This window comes from Roseateles sp. AC306, from assembly GCF_979253795.1.
In genome coordinates this window covers 47,034-61,295 of sequence record NZ_CEEDEB010000005.1, presented here as the reverse complement: position 1 = coordinate 61,295, position 14,262 = coordinate 47,034, and the positions used below count along the sequence as shown (strand labels likewise).

The window sequence follows — 14,262 nt, the reverse complement described above, 5'->3', positions numbered from 1 at the left end:
GCGGAATTTGCGTCGTTGGCTTTGAGAGGAGCAACGATGCAGACCGCCTTTGACGAAATGAACGCCGCGGACAGCAAGACCCGCGCGCATTACGAGAGCTACGCCCGCTGGCTGGCCGAGCAGCCCGAGTCCCTGATGCGCGAACGGCGCGAGCAGGCGGAGTTGATCTTCCGGCGCGTGGGCATCACGTTTGCCGTCTACGGTGACAAGGACAGCGGCGAGGGCACCGAGCGGCTGATCCCCTTCGACCTGATTCCGCGGGTCATTCCGGCCAGCGAATGGACGACGATGCAGGCCGGCCTGGCCCAGCGGGTAACGGCGTTGAACCGCTTCATCCACGACGTCTATCACGGCCAGGAGATCCTCAAGGCCGGCATCGTGCCTGCCGACGAGATCCTCAACAACGCCCAGTTCCGCCCCGAAATGATGGGCGTGGACGTGCCGGGCGGCGTCTACAGCCACATCGCCGGCGTGGACATCGTGCGCGCCGGCCACAGCGACGGCAGCGGCCAGTACTACGTGCTGGAAGACAACCTGCGCGTGCCCAGTGGCGTGAGCTACATGCTCGAGAACCGCAAGATGATGATGCGGCTCTTCCCCGAGCTGTTCACGGGGCACCGCGTCGCGCCGGTGGCGCATTACCCCGACCTGCTGCTCGACACGCTGCGCAGCGTCGCGCCCCAGGGCGTGTCGGACCCGACGGTCGTCGTGCTGACCCCGGGCATGTACAACTCGGCCTACTTCGAGCACGCCTTTCTCGCCCAGCAGATGGGCGTGGAGCTGGTCGAGGGTCAGGATTTGTTCGTCGACGGCGGTTTTGTGTACATGCGCACCACGCGCGGCCCGAAGCGGGTGGACGTCATCTACCGCCGCCTGGACGACGACTTCCTTGACCCCAAGGTCTTCCGCGCCGACTCACAGCTCGGCTGCGCCGGCCTGGTGGACGCCTACAAGGCCGGCAAGGTGACCCTGTCCAACGCCATCGGCACGGGCATCGCGGACGACAAGTCCATCTACCCCTATGTGCCGAAGATGATCGAGTTCTACCTCGGCGAGAAACCCATCCTGCAGAACGTGCCGACCTATGTCTGCCGCGACAAGGACGATCTGGCCTACACACTGGCTCACTTGAGCGAGCTGGTCGTCAAGGAGGTGCACGGCGCGGGCGGCTACGGGATGCTGGTCGGCCCGGCGGCCACCAAGGACGAGATCGAGAACTTCCGCGCGCGGTTGCTGGACAACCCGGGCAACTACATCGCCCAGCCGACGCTGTCCCTGTCCAGCTGCCCGACCTTTGTCGAGAGCGGCATCGCGCCACGTCACATCGACCTGCGACCCTTCGTGCTGTCCGGCGCATCCGTGCGCATGGTGCCCGGCGGGCTGACGCGGGTGGCGCTGAAGGAGGGCTCCCTGGTGGTGAACAGCAGCCAGGGCGGCGGCACCAAGGACACCTGGGTGCTGGAAGACTGAGGGAGACAACAAGATGCTTTCAAGAACCGCTGACCATCTCTTTTGGCTGAGCCGCGACATCGAGCGTGCCGGTCAAGCGCAAAGCGCTTGTGGCGGAGCCAGAACACGGCAGAGCGCGTCAGCGCGGGCGGTGTTCTCGGCCAACGAATGGGAGTCGAAGCATGCTGTCTAGGACCGCTGACCATCTGTTCTGGCTCAGCCGCTACATCGAGCGGGCCGAAAACACCGCGCGGATGCTGGACATCGTCTATCAGACTTCGCTGCAGCCGCAGTCGAGCGAGGAGTCCGAGCAGTCCTGGCGCAGCCTGGTATCCATTTCCGAGCTGAACAGCCTCTACAACACCAAGCACGCACGCATCGACAGCCGCAGCGTCATGGACTTCATGGTGGCCGACGAGAACAACCAGTCGTCCATCTTCAACTGTCTGCGTGCCGCCCGGGAGAACGCGCGGGCGGTGCGTGGCGCCTTGACGACCGAGGTCTGGGAGACGATGAACCAGACGTGGCTGGAGTTCCGCCGCCTGCTGCGTGACGGCCTGCTGGCGCGTGACCCGTCGGCGCTGTTCGAGTGGGTCAAGTACCGCAGCCATCTGTCGCGCGGCGTGACGGTGGGCACCATGCTGCAGGACGAGGCCTTCCACTTCATCCGCATCGGCTCCTTCCTGGAGCGGGCCGACAACACGGCGCGTCTGCTGGACGTCAAGTTCTATCGCCAGGAGCAGTCCCAGGGCGAGCACGACGCGGCGCGCGATTTCTACTACTGGTCGGCCGTGCTGCGGTCGGTGTCGGGCTTCGAGATCTACCGCAAGGTTTACAGCAACGTCATCCAGCCGGACAAGGTGGCCGAGCTGCTGATCCTGCGCCCGGACATGCCGCGGTCGATGTCGCACTGCGTCACGCGCATGCTGGCCAACCTGAAGCGGGTGGCGAATCCGCAGTCGGGCGAGACGCTGCGGCGGGTAGGGCGGCTGGAGGCCGAACTGGCGTTCGCGCGCATCGACGAGATCCAGGCGGGTGGGCTGCATCCGTTTTTGGACGGCTTCCTGGCGGAAGTGGCAGACCTGGGAGCCAGCATCAGCCGCGACTTCCTGGTGCCTTCGACTTGAGGGGTTGTGGGGATGACCAGTCTTTCGCGTTGTTTGTCGAAGGGTTGGTTTATGGCTAGGCCCAGCCGGGGTTTCGTCCCGGCGGCCGACTCACTTTTTGCGCCGCCAAAAAGTAAGCAAAAAGCTCTCCCCTGCAAAACCGGCCCTGCGGGCTTCCCTGTGATGCTCGAAGCCCAGGGCTCGCGCAGAACTCACTTCGCTACGCTCCGTTCAAACAACCGCGCGAAGTCAGTTGTCGAAGCGTGCTTTGCACGCGCCCTGGGCTTCTGCGCTTCTCGGCGGTTTAGAAGGGGAGGCCCCGGAACAGCCGAACAGCCAACAGCCAAACCCGAAGTCCGGGTGGTGGACGTATTTCTGTATGCCCCCTTTAGCCCCGCCGAGCAGCGGAAGGCCTTGAAGCCGCGAGCGAAGCTCGCCTCAAGAACTGACTCCGCGCGGTTGTCTGACCGCAGCGTAGCGAAGGGAGTTCTGCGCGGGGCTTCAAGGACTGAGCAGCGCAGGGCACCCCGAAGCGAAGCGCAGGGGCGGGGCGGTCGGGGGGAGCTCTTTGGTTACTTTCTGGCGGCCCAGAAAGTGACTCGCCCGCCGGGGCGAAATCCCGGCATGGGCCTAGCCGTACAACCAAATTCAACGAACGAGCAACCCGCACGCGCGGCGGAGTAAACCCACATGAGCATCCACGTCGCCCTCAAACACGTCACCCGCTACAAATACGACCGCCCGGTCAACCTGGCGCCGCAGGTCGTGCGCCTGCGCCCCGCGCCACATTGCCGCACCCCCGTGCTCAGCTACTCGCTACGCATCGAGCCGGCGGGCCACTTCCTGAACTGGCAGCAGGACCCGTTCGCCAACTACCTGGCGCGCTTGGTCTTCCCCGAGAAGACGACCGAGTTCACCGTCACCGTGGACCTGGTGGCCGAGATGGCGGTCTACAACCCCTTCGACTTCTTCCTCGAAGAGCACGCGCAGCAGTTCCCGTTCGAGTACGACGAGGCCCAGAAGATCGAGCTCGCGCCCTATCTGCAGGTCGAGCCCGCCACCCCGCTGCTGGCCGCCTTCGTGGCCGAGGTCTCGCGCACGCCCCGCGCAACCAATGATTTCCTGGTGGAGATCAACCGCAAGGTGCAGAACGGCGTCTCCTACCTGATCCGCATGGAGCCCGGCGTGCAGACGCCCGAGGAGACGCTGACCAAGGCCTCCGGCTCCTGCCGCGACTCCGGCTGGCTGCTGGTCGAGTTGCTGCGTCATCTGGGCCTGGCGGCACGCTTCGTGTCCGGCTACCTGATCCAGCTCAGCCCCGACGAGAAGGCGCTCGACGGCCCCAGCGGCACCGAGGTCGACTTCACCGACCTGCACGCCTGGTGCGAGGTCTACCTGCCCGGCGCCGGCTGGATCGGCCTGGACCCGACCTCGGGCCTGCTGGCTGGCGAAGGCCACATCCCGCTGGCCGCCACCCCCACGCCCGGCAGCGCGGCGCCCATCAGCGGCGCGGTGGACGAGAGCGAGGTGGAGTTCGAGCACGAGATGGGCGTCACGCGCATCTACGAGTCGCCGCGTGTCACCAAGCCCTACACCGAGGAGCAGTGGGCCGAGGTGCTCAAGCTCGGCGAACAGGTCGACCGCGAACTCGTCGCCGGCGACGTGCGGCTGACGATGGGCGGCGAGCCGACCTTCGTCGCCGTCGAGGACCGCGACGCCGCCGAATGGAACACCGACGCGCTCGGCCCCACGAAGCGCCTCTACGCCCAGCAGCTCACGCACCGCCTGCGCGACGAATATGGCCAGGGCGGCTTCCTGCATTTCGGCCAGGGCAAGTGGTACCCCGGCGAGCAGCTGCCGCGCTGGGCCCTGTCCATCTACTGGCGCGCCGACGGCCAGCCCTGCTGGCGCAACCCCGACTGGTTCGCCGACGAGCGCGAGACCCACGCCTACACCAGCGAGCACGCAAGGACCTTCATGGCCGCGCTCACCAAGCGCCTCGGGGTGACGGACGCCCATGTGCAGCCGGGCTATGAGGACACCTTCTACTACCTCTGGCGCGAGCGCCGCCTGCCGGTCAACGTCGACCCCTTCGACTCGCGACTGGACGACGAGATGGAGCGCGCGCGACTGCGCCGCATCTACGAGCAGGGCCTGGATCACGCCGTCGGCTACGCGCTGCCGCTGAGCCGCAGCGAGGAAGCACCGCCGCTGGGCGGTAACCGCTGGCAGACGGGGCCGTGGTACTTCCGTGGCGAGCGGCTCTACCTCTTCCCCGGCGACTCGCCGATGGGCTGGCGCCTGCCGCTGGATTCGCTGCCGTGGGTCAGCAAGAGCGACTTCCCGCACCTGATCGAACAGGACCCGTTCGCGCCGCGCGGCATGCTGCCCGCGGCGGCAGCCCTGCGTGCTCAGACCATGGGCGTCACCGCCGCCGGGCCGACGGCCGGGCTGCTGCGCGGCGGCCAGGCCGCGGGGGTGGCCGGCGCGTCTGCCGCTGGCACGGCAGCGGGCACGGGTCGCTCAACGGCCAGTCCTGATGCGGCCGCCGGCGCGCCGGGCCGTTTCGAAAGCGCTCGCGGCCTCACGCGCACGGCGCTCTGCGTCGAGGCGCGCGACCCGCGCCGCGCCAACGGCCCCAAGGCCGAGCGCAAAGGCAAGGCGAGCAGCGTGCTCTACGTCTTCATGCCGCCGCTCGAGAAGCTGGAGCACTACCTGGAACTGCTGGCCGCCCTCGAGACCGCCTGCGAGGACACCGGCCTCAAGATCGTGCTGGAGGGCTACCCGCCGCCGCGCGACCCGCGCCTCAAGCTGCTGCAGGTCACGCCCGACCCCGGCGTCATCGAGGTCAACATCCACCCCGCGCACAACTGGGGCGAGCTGGTGGCGCACACCGAGTTCCTCTACGAGGCGGCGCGCCTGACGCGGCTGTCCAGCGAGAAGTTCATGATGGACGGCCGCCACAGCGGCACCGGCGGCGGCAACCACTTCGTGCTGGGCGGCGCCACACCGGCCGACTCACCCTTCCTGCGCCGGCCCACGGTGCTGGCCTCGCTGCTGGCCTACTGGCACAACCACCCGTCGCTCAGCTACCTGTTCAGCGGCCTCTTCATCGGCCCCACCAGCCAGGCGCCGCGCGTGGACGAGGCGCGCAACGACCAGCTGCGCGAGCTGGAGATCGCACTGGGCGAGATCTTCAAGGCCAGCGACGAGTACGGCGACGTGATGCCACCCTGGGTCGTCGACCGCACGCTGCGCAACGTGCTGGTGGACGTGACCGGCAACACCCACCGCAGCGAGTTCTGCATCGACAAGCTTTACTCGCCCGACTCCGCCACCGGGCGCCTGGGCCTGCTGGAGCTGCGCGCCTTCGAGATGCCGCCGCATGCGCGGATGAGCATCGTGCAGCAACTGCTGCTGCGCGCCCTTGTCGCCCGCTTCTGGAAGGCGCCCTACCGAGCGCCGCTGGTGCGCTGGGGCACCGAACTGCACGACCGCTGGCTGCTGCCCCACTTCGTCCAGGACGACTTTGCCGACGTCATCGAGGACATGAAGGAGGCCGGCTACGCAATGGACGCCGCCTGGTTCGCGCCGCACTTCGAGTTCCGCTTCCCCAAGTACGGCGAGTTCGCGGCGCGCGGCGTGCATGTGACGCTGCGCAGCGCGCTGGAGCCCTGGCATGTGATGGGCGAGGAGGGCTCGTCCGGCGGCACGGCGCGTTATGTGGACTCGTCGCTGGAACGCCTGGAGGTGCTGGTGACCGGCCTGGTCGACACCCGCCACCGCGTGACCGTCAACGGCCTGCCGCTGCCCCTGCAGCCCACCGGCCGCGTCGGCGAATTCGTGGCCGGCGTGCGCTACCGCGCCTGGCTGCCGCCCTCGGCCCTGCACCCGACCATCGGCATCCACGCGCCGCTGACGGTGGACCTCGTCGACACCTGGCAGAACAAGAGCCTGGGCGGCTGCCGCTACTTTGTCACCCACCCGGGCGGCCGCAGCTACGAGACGCTGCCCATCAACGCCTACGAGGCTGAAAGCCGCCGCCTCGCGCGCTTTGCCGCCATGGGGCACACGCCGGGCAAGGTCGAGGCGGGCGAACCTCAGCGCAGCCTGGAGTTCCCGTTCACGCTGGATATGCGCAAAATAGGGTGATGGACGAGGCCGTCAAGCCGTCGGACCGCCGTGAGCTGGACAACATCGGGGACGCCGAATTGACGGCCAAAGTGGGGGGGCAGCCCGTGGCACGGCCGGTCGTGCGCGAGATCCTGTTTGCGCAAGCTCGCGAAGAGTTGCGCTCATCCAGGCGCGGCTGATCTGTCCATGCACATCGAAATCCAACCCGGCGTCCGCCTCTTCGTCGACATCGAAGGACTGGGTCATGTGCCCGATGGCCGCAGCCTGCGCGAGAAGCCGACGCTGGTCCTTATCCACGGCGGACCGGGCTTCGACCACACCGCCTTCCGGCCCTTCTTCAGCCGCTTTGTCGATCTCTGCCAGATCGTCTATTTCGACCAGCGCGGCCACGGCCGCAGCGACACCAGGCCCGCCGAGGAATGGCGGCTGGACGTGTTTGCCGATGACGTCGTGCGGCTCTGCGATGCGCTCGGCATCGTCAAACCCATCGTGCTCGGCCAGAGCTTCGGCGGCTTCGTCGCGCAGCGCTACCTGGCCCGCCACCCGGCGCATCCGGCCAAGGTGGTGCTGTCGAGCACGTCCCACCATTTCGGCCTGGCACGCAAGATCGAGCGCTTCGGCCGCCTGGGTGGGTCCGACGCGGCGCAGGCCACGCGCGACTTCTGGGAGCGGCCCGGGCCGGACACCTGGGCGGCTTACGAGAGGCTCTGCCGCCATCTCTACAACACCAAGCCCAAGAAGCCCGATGCCGGTGGCTGGATGATCTTCAAGCCCGAGATCCTGTTCGAGCACACGCGCATGGAACTGCCCGGCATGGACCTGCGGCCGGGCCTGGCGCAGGTGCAGTGCCCGGTGCTCGTCATGGCCGGCGAAGACGACCCGGTCACGCCGGTGGAAGACGCCGAAGAGATCGTTGCCGCGCTGCCCGCGCCATGGGTTCAGTTCGAGCGTTTCTCCCGCGCAGGCCATGGCGCCTGGCGCGACGATCCGGCCGCCGCCGAGCGCGTGCTGCGCCGCTTCCTCAGCCAGTGAGCCAGAGCGCGTCGAGAAAAAGGGGCGGCCGGCAGCCCTGCCTGTCCAAAGGGGCCTGGACATTGCTTGACAATCCCGTTCCAACCCAAATCGCCCCCCATGTCCGAGCTCACGCCCAGCCAGTGGAGCCTGCTCCCCGATGAGCCGGACGAGCCCGCCGCGCCCGATCCCCTGGTACAGGCAGCCTCCGCCGCACTGCGCAGCCGCGATGGCCACTTCTACGAACTGACCGGCCAGGTCAATCGCGCCGGCGAGCCACAGGCCGGGCTGGCCGAGCGCTGGCAGCGCTTCTTCGCGGCCGGCGGTGCGGCCGGCTGGCAGGAGTTGTCGGCCAAGGCCCTGCGCGTGCAGCGCCGCGTGCTCGAAGACGGCGCCAGCTACAACGTCCACAGCGACGGCCCGCCCCTGCCCGGCGAGGACGGCCAGCAGAGCGCGCCGCTCGCCCGCCACTGGCCGCTGGAACTGCTGCCGATGCTCATTTCACCCGATGAGTGGCGCAGCATCGAGGCCGGCATCGCCCAGCGCGCGCGGCTGCTGGACGCCGTCATGGCCGACACCTACGGTGAGCGCAAGCTGCTGCGCGAGGGCCTGCTGCCGGCCTCCCTCGTGCTGGCCCACCCGCAATACCTGCGCGTGATGCATGGCGCCAAGCCGGCCGGCGGCGTGCACCTGCAGGTGCTGGCCTTCGACCTGACACGCGCCAACGATGGCAAGTGGTGGGTGGTCGGCCAGCGTACCCAGGCCGCCTCGGGCCTGGGCTATGTGCTGGAGAACCGCCTCATCATTGCTCAGCAGTTCCCCGAGGCCTTCCGGCAGATGGCCGTGCAGCGCCTGGCCGCGAGCTATCGCGACTTCATCCGCACGCTGATGAAGCTGTCTCCTGCTGGCGACCGCAGCCGCGTGGCGCTGCTGACGCCGGGGCCGCGCAACGAGACCTATTTCGAGCAGGCCTTCCTCGCGCGTTATCTCGGCATCACGCTGGTGGAGGGCGCCGACCTGACGGTGCGCGCCGACAAGGTCTACCTGAAGACGCTGGCCGGCCTGGAACGCGTGCATGTGCTGCTGCGCCGTGTTGACGACACTTGGCTGGACCCGCTGGAACTGCGCCCCGACTCCATCCTCGGCGTCCCCGGCCTGCTGCAGTCCGCGCGCGCGGGCGAGGTCGTCATCGCCAACTCACCCGGTGCCGGCTGGCTGGAAAGCCCCGGCCTCGCCGCCTTCTGGCCCGGCGTGGCCGAGAGCCTGCTGGGCGAGGAGCTGCTGCTGCCGGCCATCCAGAGCTGGTGGTGCGGCGAGGAAAGCGCCTGGCGCGCGCTGCGGCCGCGTCTGGCCGAGTTCGTCGTCGTGCCCACCTTCTCGGCCAGCAGCACGACCCAGCACTTTGCCCCCGTCGTCGCCGCTGAACTCGGTGAAGACGAACTGCGCGCCCTGGCCGCGCGCATCGACGCCAACCCCACGGCCTACACGCTGCAGGCGCGCGTCAAGCCCACCAAGCAGCCGGTCTGGGTGCGCGGCGCCCTGGAGCCGCGCGTCGCCGTGCTGCGCGTCTTCGCCATGACCGACGGCAAGGGCGGCTGGACCGTGCTGCCCGGCGGCCTCACCCGCGTGGCGCCCAGGCGCGACCCGCTGGCCGACGCCTGGCTGTCCATCCAGCGCGGCTCCCTGAGTGCCGACACCTGGGTCATGACCGACGGCGAGGTCGATTCCACCTCGCTGCTGTCCCAGCCCCTGCTCGCCACCGACCTGCGCGACGTGCACTGGACCGTCACCAGCCGCGCCGCCGAGAACCTGTTCTGGCTCGGCCGCTACACCGAGCGCGCCGAGAACAGCGCCCGCCTCGCGCGTCATGTCATCGAGGCCAGCGTCATGGTGCAGCGCGGCGCCATGCCGCCGCCCATGCTGCCGCTGCTGGATGTCCTCGCGCGTCGTCACGGCCTCGTTGGCGCCAGCGCGCCGCATGCCCAGGACGACCCGCGCGGCTTCGAGCGCGCACTGCTGGCGGCGCTGCTGCCCAGCTCGCCCGTCCACAGCGTCGGCTGGAACCTGCGTGCCCTGCTGGGCTGCGCCCAGTCGCTGCGCGAACGCCTGTCGCCCGAGGCCTGGCGCCTCATCCACGAGGCGGCGGCGCAGTTCGAGCAGCATCTGCGCGCCGTGCTCGACCGCCCCGGCACCGCCACCCCGGTGACCGATGTGCTCAACGTGCTGGCCCGCGCCGACACCCACCTCGCCGCCATCACCGGCGCCCAGACCGACCGCATGACGCGCGACGACGGCTGGCGGCTGCTGTCCATCGGCCGCCAGGTCGAGCGCCTGTCCTTCCATGCCGAGGTGTTGGCGGAGGTCTTCAAGCAGAACCTCGCCTTGACCGAGGACGGCTTCGCGCTGCTGCTCGGCGTGTTCGACTCCACCATCACCTACCGCGCCCAGTTCCAGGCGCGCCGTGAAGCACCACCGCTGCTGCATCTGCTCGTGCACAACACCGACAACCCGCGCTCGCTGGCCTGGGTGGCGCGCACGCTGCGCGACCGCTTCGCCAAGCTGGCCCGCCACGACCCGGGCTGGGCCGCAGACATCGCCGCCGAGCTGCCCGTGCCCGAGGCCTGGCCGCTGGCCGAGCTTGCCGCGCCCGGGCCGGCCCTCGTCGAGCACCTCAAGCGCGCCGCGCACCAGGCGGGCGAGCTGTCCAGCCTCATCAGCCAGCGCTACTTTGCCCATGTCATCGGCGACGAGCAGAGAGTTTGGCAATGACGGTTCAGCTCGCGGTCCATCACATCACCGAATACACCTACGACGATTCGGTGGAATGGGCGCACCACGCCGCCTGCCTGGCGCCGCAGAACACTGCCTGGCAGGCCATTCACGGCTGGCGGCTCAACATCGACCCGCTGCCGGACGGCTGGGGCGTGGAGGGCCTGGAGCTTGACGCCGGCGAACTGGCGCGCCACCTGCGCCGCGACCCCTGGGGCAACCGCCACCTGAGCTTCGGCCATGCACGTGTGCATGAAAAGCTCGTCGTCGACAGCCGCTTCGTGGCCGAGCTCGAGGAGCGGGCCGCGCCCGACCCCGTGCGTGGCCCCGCCTGGGAGGCCGTGGCGCGCAGCCTGCGCTACCGCGCCGGGCGGGCACTGCAGGAGGCCGATGAGTTCGCGCTTGCCTCCACCTACGCCGCGCCCGACGAGACGCTGGCTGCCTACGGCCGCCGCGCCTTCTCCACCGGCCGCACGCTGGCTGCGGGCGGGCTGGCGCTGATGCATCAGATCCACACCGACCTGCGCTACCGGCCGCACAGCACGACGGTGGCCACGCGCGCCGCCGACGCACTCGCGCAGCGCAGCGGCGTCTGCCAGGACTTCGCCCACGTCTTCATCGCCGCCTGCCGCGCGCTGGGTCTGGCGGCGCGCTACGTGTCGGGCTATCTGCTGACGCGGCCGGCACCGGGCCAGACCAAGCTGGTCGGCGCCGATGCTTCGCATGCCTGGGCCGAGATCTGGTGCCCCGAGCAGGGCTGGCTGGCGCTGGACCCGACCAACGACGTGCCCGCAGGCCTGGACCACGTCACGCTCGCCTGGGGCCGCGACTACGGCGACGTGGCGCCGCTGCGCGGCGTGCTGCGGGGCGGGGGCGTGGCGACGTTGAAGGTCAGCGTCAGCGTGGAACCGGTGGCAGCACAGAGTTCGCCGGCGCAATCGCAGTCGCAATCGCAGTCGCAAGGAAGCTGACAGCCGGCCGCTGGCCGGCAACGGCGCATGCCGCGCCTGGCTCGCTTTCGAGGCTGGCCTGTCGCCTTGCCGGCTAGCGCGTCAGCACCCGCGAGCGCCCGGCCCGTTTGTTGGCGAACATGGCCTCGTCGGCATGGCGCATCAGCTCATCGGGCGTGCGGCCGTCGCCGGGGTAGTGGGCCAGGCCCAGGCTGCTGCCCACGCTCACCTGAGCGCCGCCGCTCAGCGTGATGGGTTGGGCCAGCGCGTCCAGCAGGCGGTTCAGCACCGGCTCGGCCTCGGCCGGCGCCTGGGCGGGGGAGAGCAGCACGACGAACTCGTCGCCGCCCAGCCGGGCCACCGTGTCGCTGGCGCGCAGGCCGGCGTGCAGGCGGAAGGCCACGGCCTTGAGCACCTCGTCGCCGGCGTCGTGGCCGTGGTTGTCGTTGACCTGCTTGAAGCCGTTCAGGTCCAGATAGGCCAGCGCAAAGACATGGCCGCTGCGCTCGGCGCTGTGGATGGCCTGCTTGAGGCGGTCGGCCAGCAGCAGGCGGTTGGGCAGGCCGGTCAGTGCGTCGTGCAGGGCGGCATGCTCCATGCGAGCCTCGTGCGCCTTGCTCTGGGTGATGTCCACCATCATCCAAAGGGACTCGCCACCGCTGCCCGGCAGTTCCACGCCGGCCAGGTCCACCCAGATCAGCGCGCCGTCCTTGCGGCGCATCTGCAGCTGCGTGCGGAAGCGCCCGCCTGAGCGCATCTGCGGGTAGGCCAAAGCGCCCATCGTCTCGTAGCCGGCGGCGTCGATGTGAAGGTCGCGCACCGGTACGCCGAGCAGTTCGCCCTCGCTGAAGCCGAACATGCGCTCCAGCGCATGGTTGCGCCAGGAAATGCGCCGGTCCCTGAGCTTGGCGATGCCGACGAGGTCGCTCTCCAGCATGGCCTCCTGGTCGAGCGTGAGCTGGTGCAACTGCTGGCGGATGCGGTGGGTTTCGCTGACGTCGAACATCACCGAGCGGCTGCGTACATAGCTGCCATCGGCGGCGTAGACCGCTGTCGCCGACAGGCTGACGCGCCGCGCCTCGCCATGGCGACCCTTGATGTCGAACTCCAGCTCCGAGATGCGGCCCTCCCGTTTGAAGCGGGGAAAGGTGTCATCGAACAGCGCCTGGCTTTCGGGGCTGAAGAAGTCACGCGGGCTGGCGCTGCCGATCAGCTCGTCGGCCGTGCAGCCCAGCCACTTCAGGCCCAGGGCGTTGATCTGCAGGAAGCGGCCCTGGGCATCCAGCGCGTAGTAGGCGCAGGGGGCGTTGTCGTACAGGTCCAGCAGGCTCTGGCGCGCCTCGTCGGCCTGGGCCTGCAGGGTCTTGCGTGCGGTGATGTCGGAGGCGATGAAGAGGAAGCCGCTCAGCTCGCCGCTGTCGCCTTGCAGGGGCTGGGCCTCGATGTCGACCCAGTAGTCGCGGCCGTCCTTGGCGCGCTGCACCAGTTCCACCTGACAACCCAGGCCGACGTTCATCGCCTCGCTCATGCCTTGCACGGTGCCCTCGTCGGTCAGCTCGGAGTGCAGCAGTTCGCGGGGCCGCCGGCCGATGGCTTCGGCCGGCGTGTAGCCGCTGGTGCGCGTGAAGCCCTCGTTCACCCAGGTGATGCGTCGCTCGGGGTCGGTGATCATGACCGCGTTGGTGGTGTGGCTGGCCACCGCAGCCAGCCGGGTGAGGTCGGCCGTCATGCCGCGTGCCATCTGCTCGGCGCGCGCGCGGCCCGCGGCCAGCAGATAGACCGTCAGGGCCAGCAGCAGGCTCAGCAGCGCGCCGCCCAGCTCCATGCCGATGCCGGACAGGCCCAGCAGCCGCATGCTCGCCTCCTGCGTCAATGCGGAATCGAGGCGGAACTCCCGGCCGGCGACCGTGAAGTGGACGGATTCGGCGGTGGCGGACTCGGCCAGCGTGTCCTGCTCCGCATCGGCCGGCGTCAACGCCTTGCCGTCGCGCGTGACCAGCAAGGGACCGAACGCGCCGTCGGGCATGCGCACCGACAGCTTGAGGTCGAGTTGCGACGACACCGGCTCGGCCACGTCGCGCAGCAGGTCGTTGACCACGAGCGGTGCGTAGAGCAGGCCTTGCAAGGATGCGCGGCGCTGGTCCGGCGAGCCTGGGTCATGCCCCTCCCGGTAGACCGGCACCAGCAGCACGAAGCCCGGGCCCTTCAGCGGGTCCTGCACCAGGCGCACGATGCTGGAGAGCGTCGGCTCGCCGCTGTCGACGGCCTGCTCGATGGCCTGGCGGCGTATCGGGTCGGCGCCCGAATCCTGGCCCCAGGCCGCAAAGTTGCGCGAGAACGGCGAGACCTGCGTGACGACGTAGAGGGTCGAGTCCTGGCCCGTGTGATGCACCCGGAACTCGGTCGCGCCTTCGCGCTGGCGCTCGGCGACGAAGCGGTCCAGGTTGCGGCGCTCCACCCGCTCGATGAAGCCGAAGCCGCGCACGCCGGGGAACTCTTTGGCCAGGTCACGCGACTCGACATAGGCGTCAAAGGCCTGACGGCTGAACTTGCCCTCCAGCGCGGCCAGCGTGCCGCGGGCGCCCTTGAGGCCATAGACGGGCATGGTCAGCCGCTTGACGAGGTCGGACTGCAGGCGCTCCACCTGACGTTCCTGCTGGGCATGTGCCTCGGTGCCGGCCGCGCGCTGCTTCCATATGACCCCTGCTGCCGTCAGCGCCAGGCCGATGGACAGCACCACCGCCGCCGCGATCCAGGCGGTGGGGCTGGCCATCTCGGGCCCGGTATAGGCGTCTCCGATACGCAAGCGTTCTCTCGTTTCTTCGGCGTTGGGTGCTTGCTGA

Annotated in this window: 9 protein-coding genes; 8 read left to right on the top strand and 1 reads right to left on the bottom strand. The window is 69.3% G+C overall.

Features of this window, described 5'->3' with window-relative positions:
* Positions 1-36 precede the first annotated feature (36 nt).
* The 8 genes from AC0IZJ_RS12470 to AC0IZJ_RS12435 all read left to right on the top strand — a co-directional run bounded on the left by AC0IZJ_RS12470 (position 37) and on the right by AC0IZJ_RS12435 (position 11,440).
* The gene (locus AC0IZJ_RS12470; protein WP_471850107.1) at positions 37-1,470 is read left to right on the top strand and encodes a circularly permuted type 2 ATP-grasp protein; all 1,434 of its coding nucleotides are present in this window, start codon (positions 37-39) and stop codon (positions 1,468-1,470) included.
* Between the two features lie 13 nt (positions 1,471-1,483).
* Entirely contained in the window at positions 1,484-1,642 is a 159-nt protein-coding gene (locus tag AC0IZJ_RS12465) for an alpha-E domain-containing protein (RefSeq protein WP_471850105.1), read from the top strand.
* Positions 1,632-2,576, top strand: a complete 945-nt coding sequence (locus AC0IZJ_RS12460; protein ID WP_471850103.1) for an alpha-E domain-containing protein — start codon at positions 1,632-1,634, stop codon at positions 2,574-2,576. The genes AC0IZJ_RS12465 and AC0IZJ_RS12460 overlap by 11 nt, the downstream gene beginning before the upstream one ends.
* A gap of 669 nt (positions 2,577-3,245) precedes the next feature.
* Complete coding sequence (locus AC0IZJ_RS12455; RefSeq protein WP_471850101.1) at positions 3,246-6,707, top strand: transglutaminase family protein; 3,462 nt, start codon at positions 3,246-3,248, stop codon at positions 6,705-6,707.
* Positions 6,707-6,868, top strand: a complete 162-nt coding sequence (locus AC0IZJ_RS12450; protein WP_471850099.1) for a hypothetical protein — start codon at positions 6,707-6,709, stop codon at positions 6,866-6,868. The genes AC0IZJ_RS12455 and AC0IZJ_RS12450 overlap by 1 nt, the downstream gene beginning before the upstream one ends.
* Positions 6,869-6,875: 7 nt before the next feature.
* Entirely contained in the window at positions 6,876-7,721 is an 846-nt protein-coding gene (locus AC0IZJ_RS12445; protein ID WP_471850097.1) for an alpha/beta fold hydrolase, read from the top strand.
* A gap of 99 nt (positions 7,722-7,820) precedes the next feature.
* Positions 7,821-10,469: a circularly permuted type 2 ATP-grasp protein gene (locus AC0IZJ_RS12440; protein ID WP_471850095.1), complete on the top strand. Its 2,649-nt coding sequence runs from the start codon at positions 7,821-7,823 to the stop codon at positions 10,467-10,469.
* Positions 10,466-11,440 (top strand): transglutaminase family protein, encoded by a 975-nt coding sequence (locus AC0IZJ_RS12435; protein ID WP_471850093.1) that lies wholly within the window; start codon positions 10,466-10,468, stop codon positions 11,438-11,440. Before AC0IZJ_RS12440 ends, AC0IZJ_RS12435 begins: the two co-directional genes overlap by 4 nt.
* 73 nt (positions 11,441-11,513) lie before the next feature.
* Here AC0IZJ_RS12435 and AC0IZJ_RS12430 read toward each other — a convergent pair whose 3' ends face one another.
* Entirely contained in the window at positions 11,514-14,192 is a 2,679-nt protein-coding gene (locus AC0IZJ_RS12430; RefSeq protein ID WP_471850091.1) for a sensor domain-containing diguanylate cyclase, read from the bottom strand.
* Between the last annotated feature and the right edge of the window lie 70 nt (positions 14,193-14,262).

Bases quoted from the DNA above. Each gene is read 5' to 3' on its own strand.
- AC0IZJ_RS12470 (WP_471850107.1), top strand. From the start codon at position 37: ATGCAGACCGCCTTTGACGAAATGAACGCCGCGGACAGCAAGACCCGC.
- AC0IZJ_RS12465 (WP_471850105.1), top strand. From the start codon at position 1,484: ATGCTTTCAAGAACCGCTGACCATCTCTTTTGGCTGAGCCGCGACATC.
- AC0IZJ_RS12460 (WP_471850103.1), top strand. From the start codon at position 1,632: ATGCTGTCTAGGACCGCTGACCATCTGTTCTGGCTCAGCCGCTACATC.
- AC0IZJ_RS12455 (WP_471850101.1), top strand. From the start codon at position 3,246: ATGAGCATCCACGTCGCCCTCAAACACGTCACCCGCTACAAATACGAC.
- AC0IZJ_RS12450 (WP_471850099.1), top strand. From the start codon at position 6,707: ATGGACGAGGCCGTCAAGCCGTCGGACCGCCGTGAGCTGGACAACATC.
- AC0IZJ_RS12445 (WP_471850097.1), top strand. From the start codon at position 6,876: ATGCACATCGAAATCCAACCCGGCGTCCGCCTCTTCGTCGACATCGAA.
- AC0IZJ_RS12440 (WP_471850095.1), top strand. From the start codon at position 7,821: ATGTCCGAGCTCACGCCCAGCCAGTGGAGCCTGCTCCCCGATGAGCCG.
- AC0IZJ_RS12435 (WP_471850093.1), top strand. From the start codon at position 10,466: ATGACGGTTCAGCTCGCGGTCCATCACATCACCGAATACACCTACGAC.
- AC0IZJ_RS12430 (WP_471850091.1), bottom strand. From the start codon at position 14,192: ATGGCCAGCCCCACCGCCTGGATCGCGGCGGCGGTGGTGCTGTCCATC.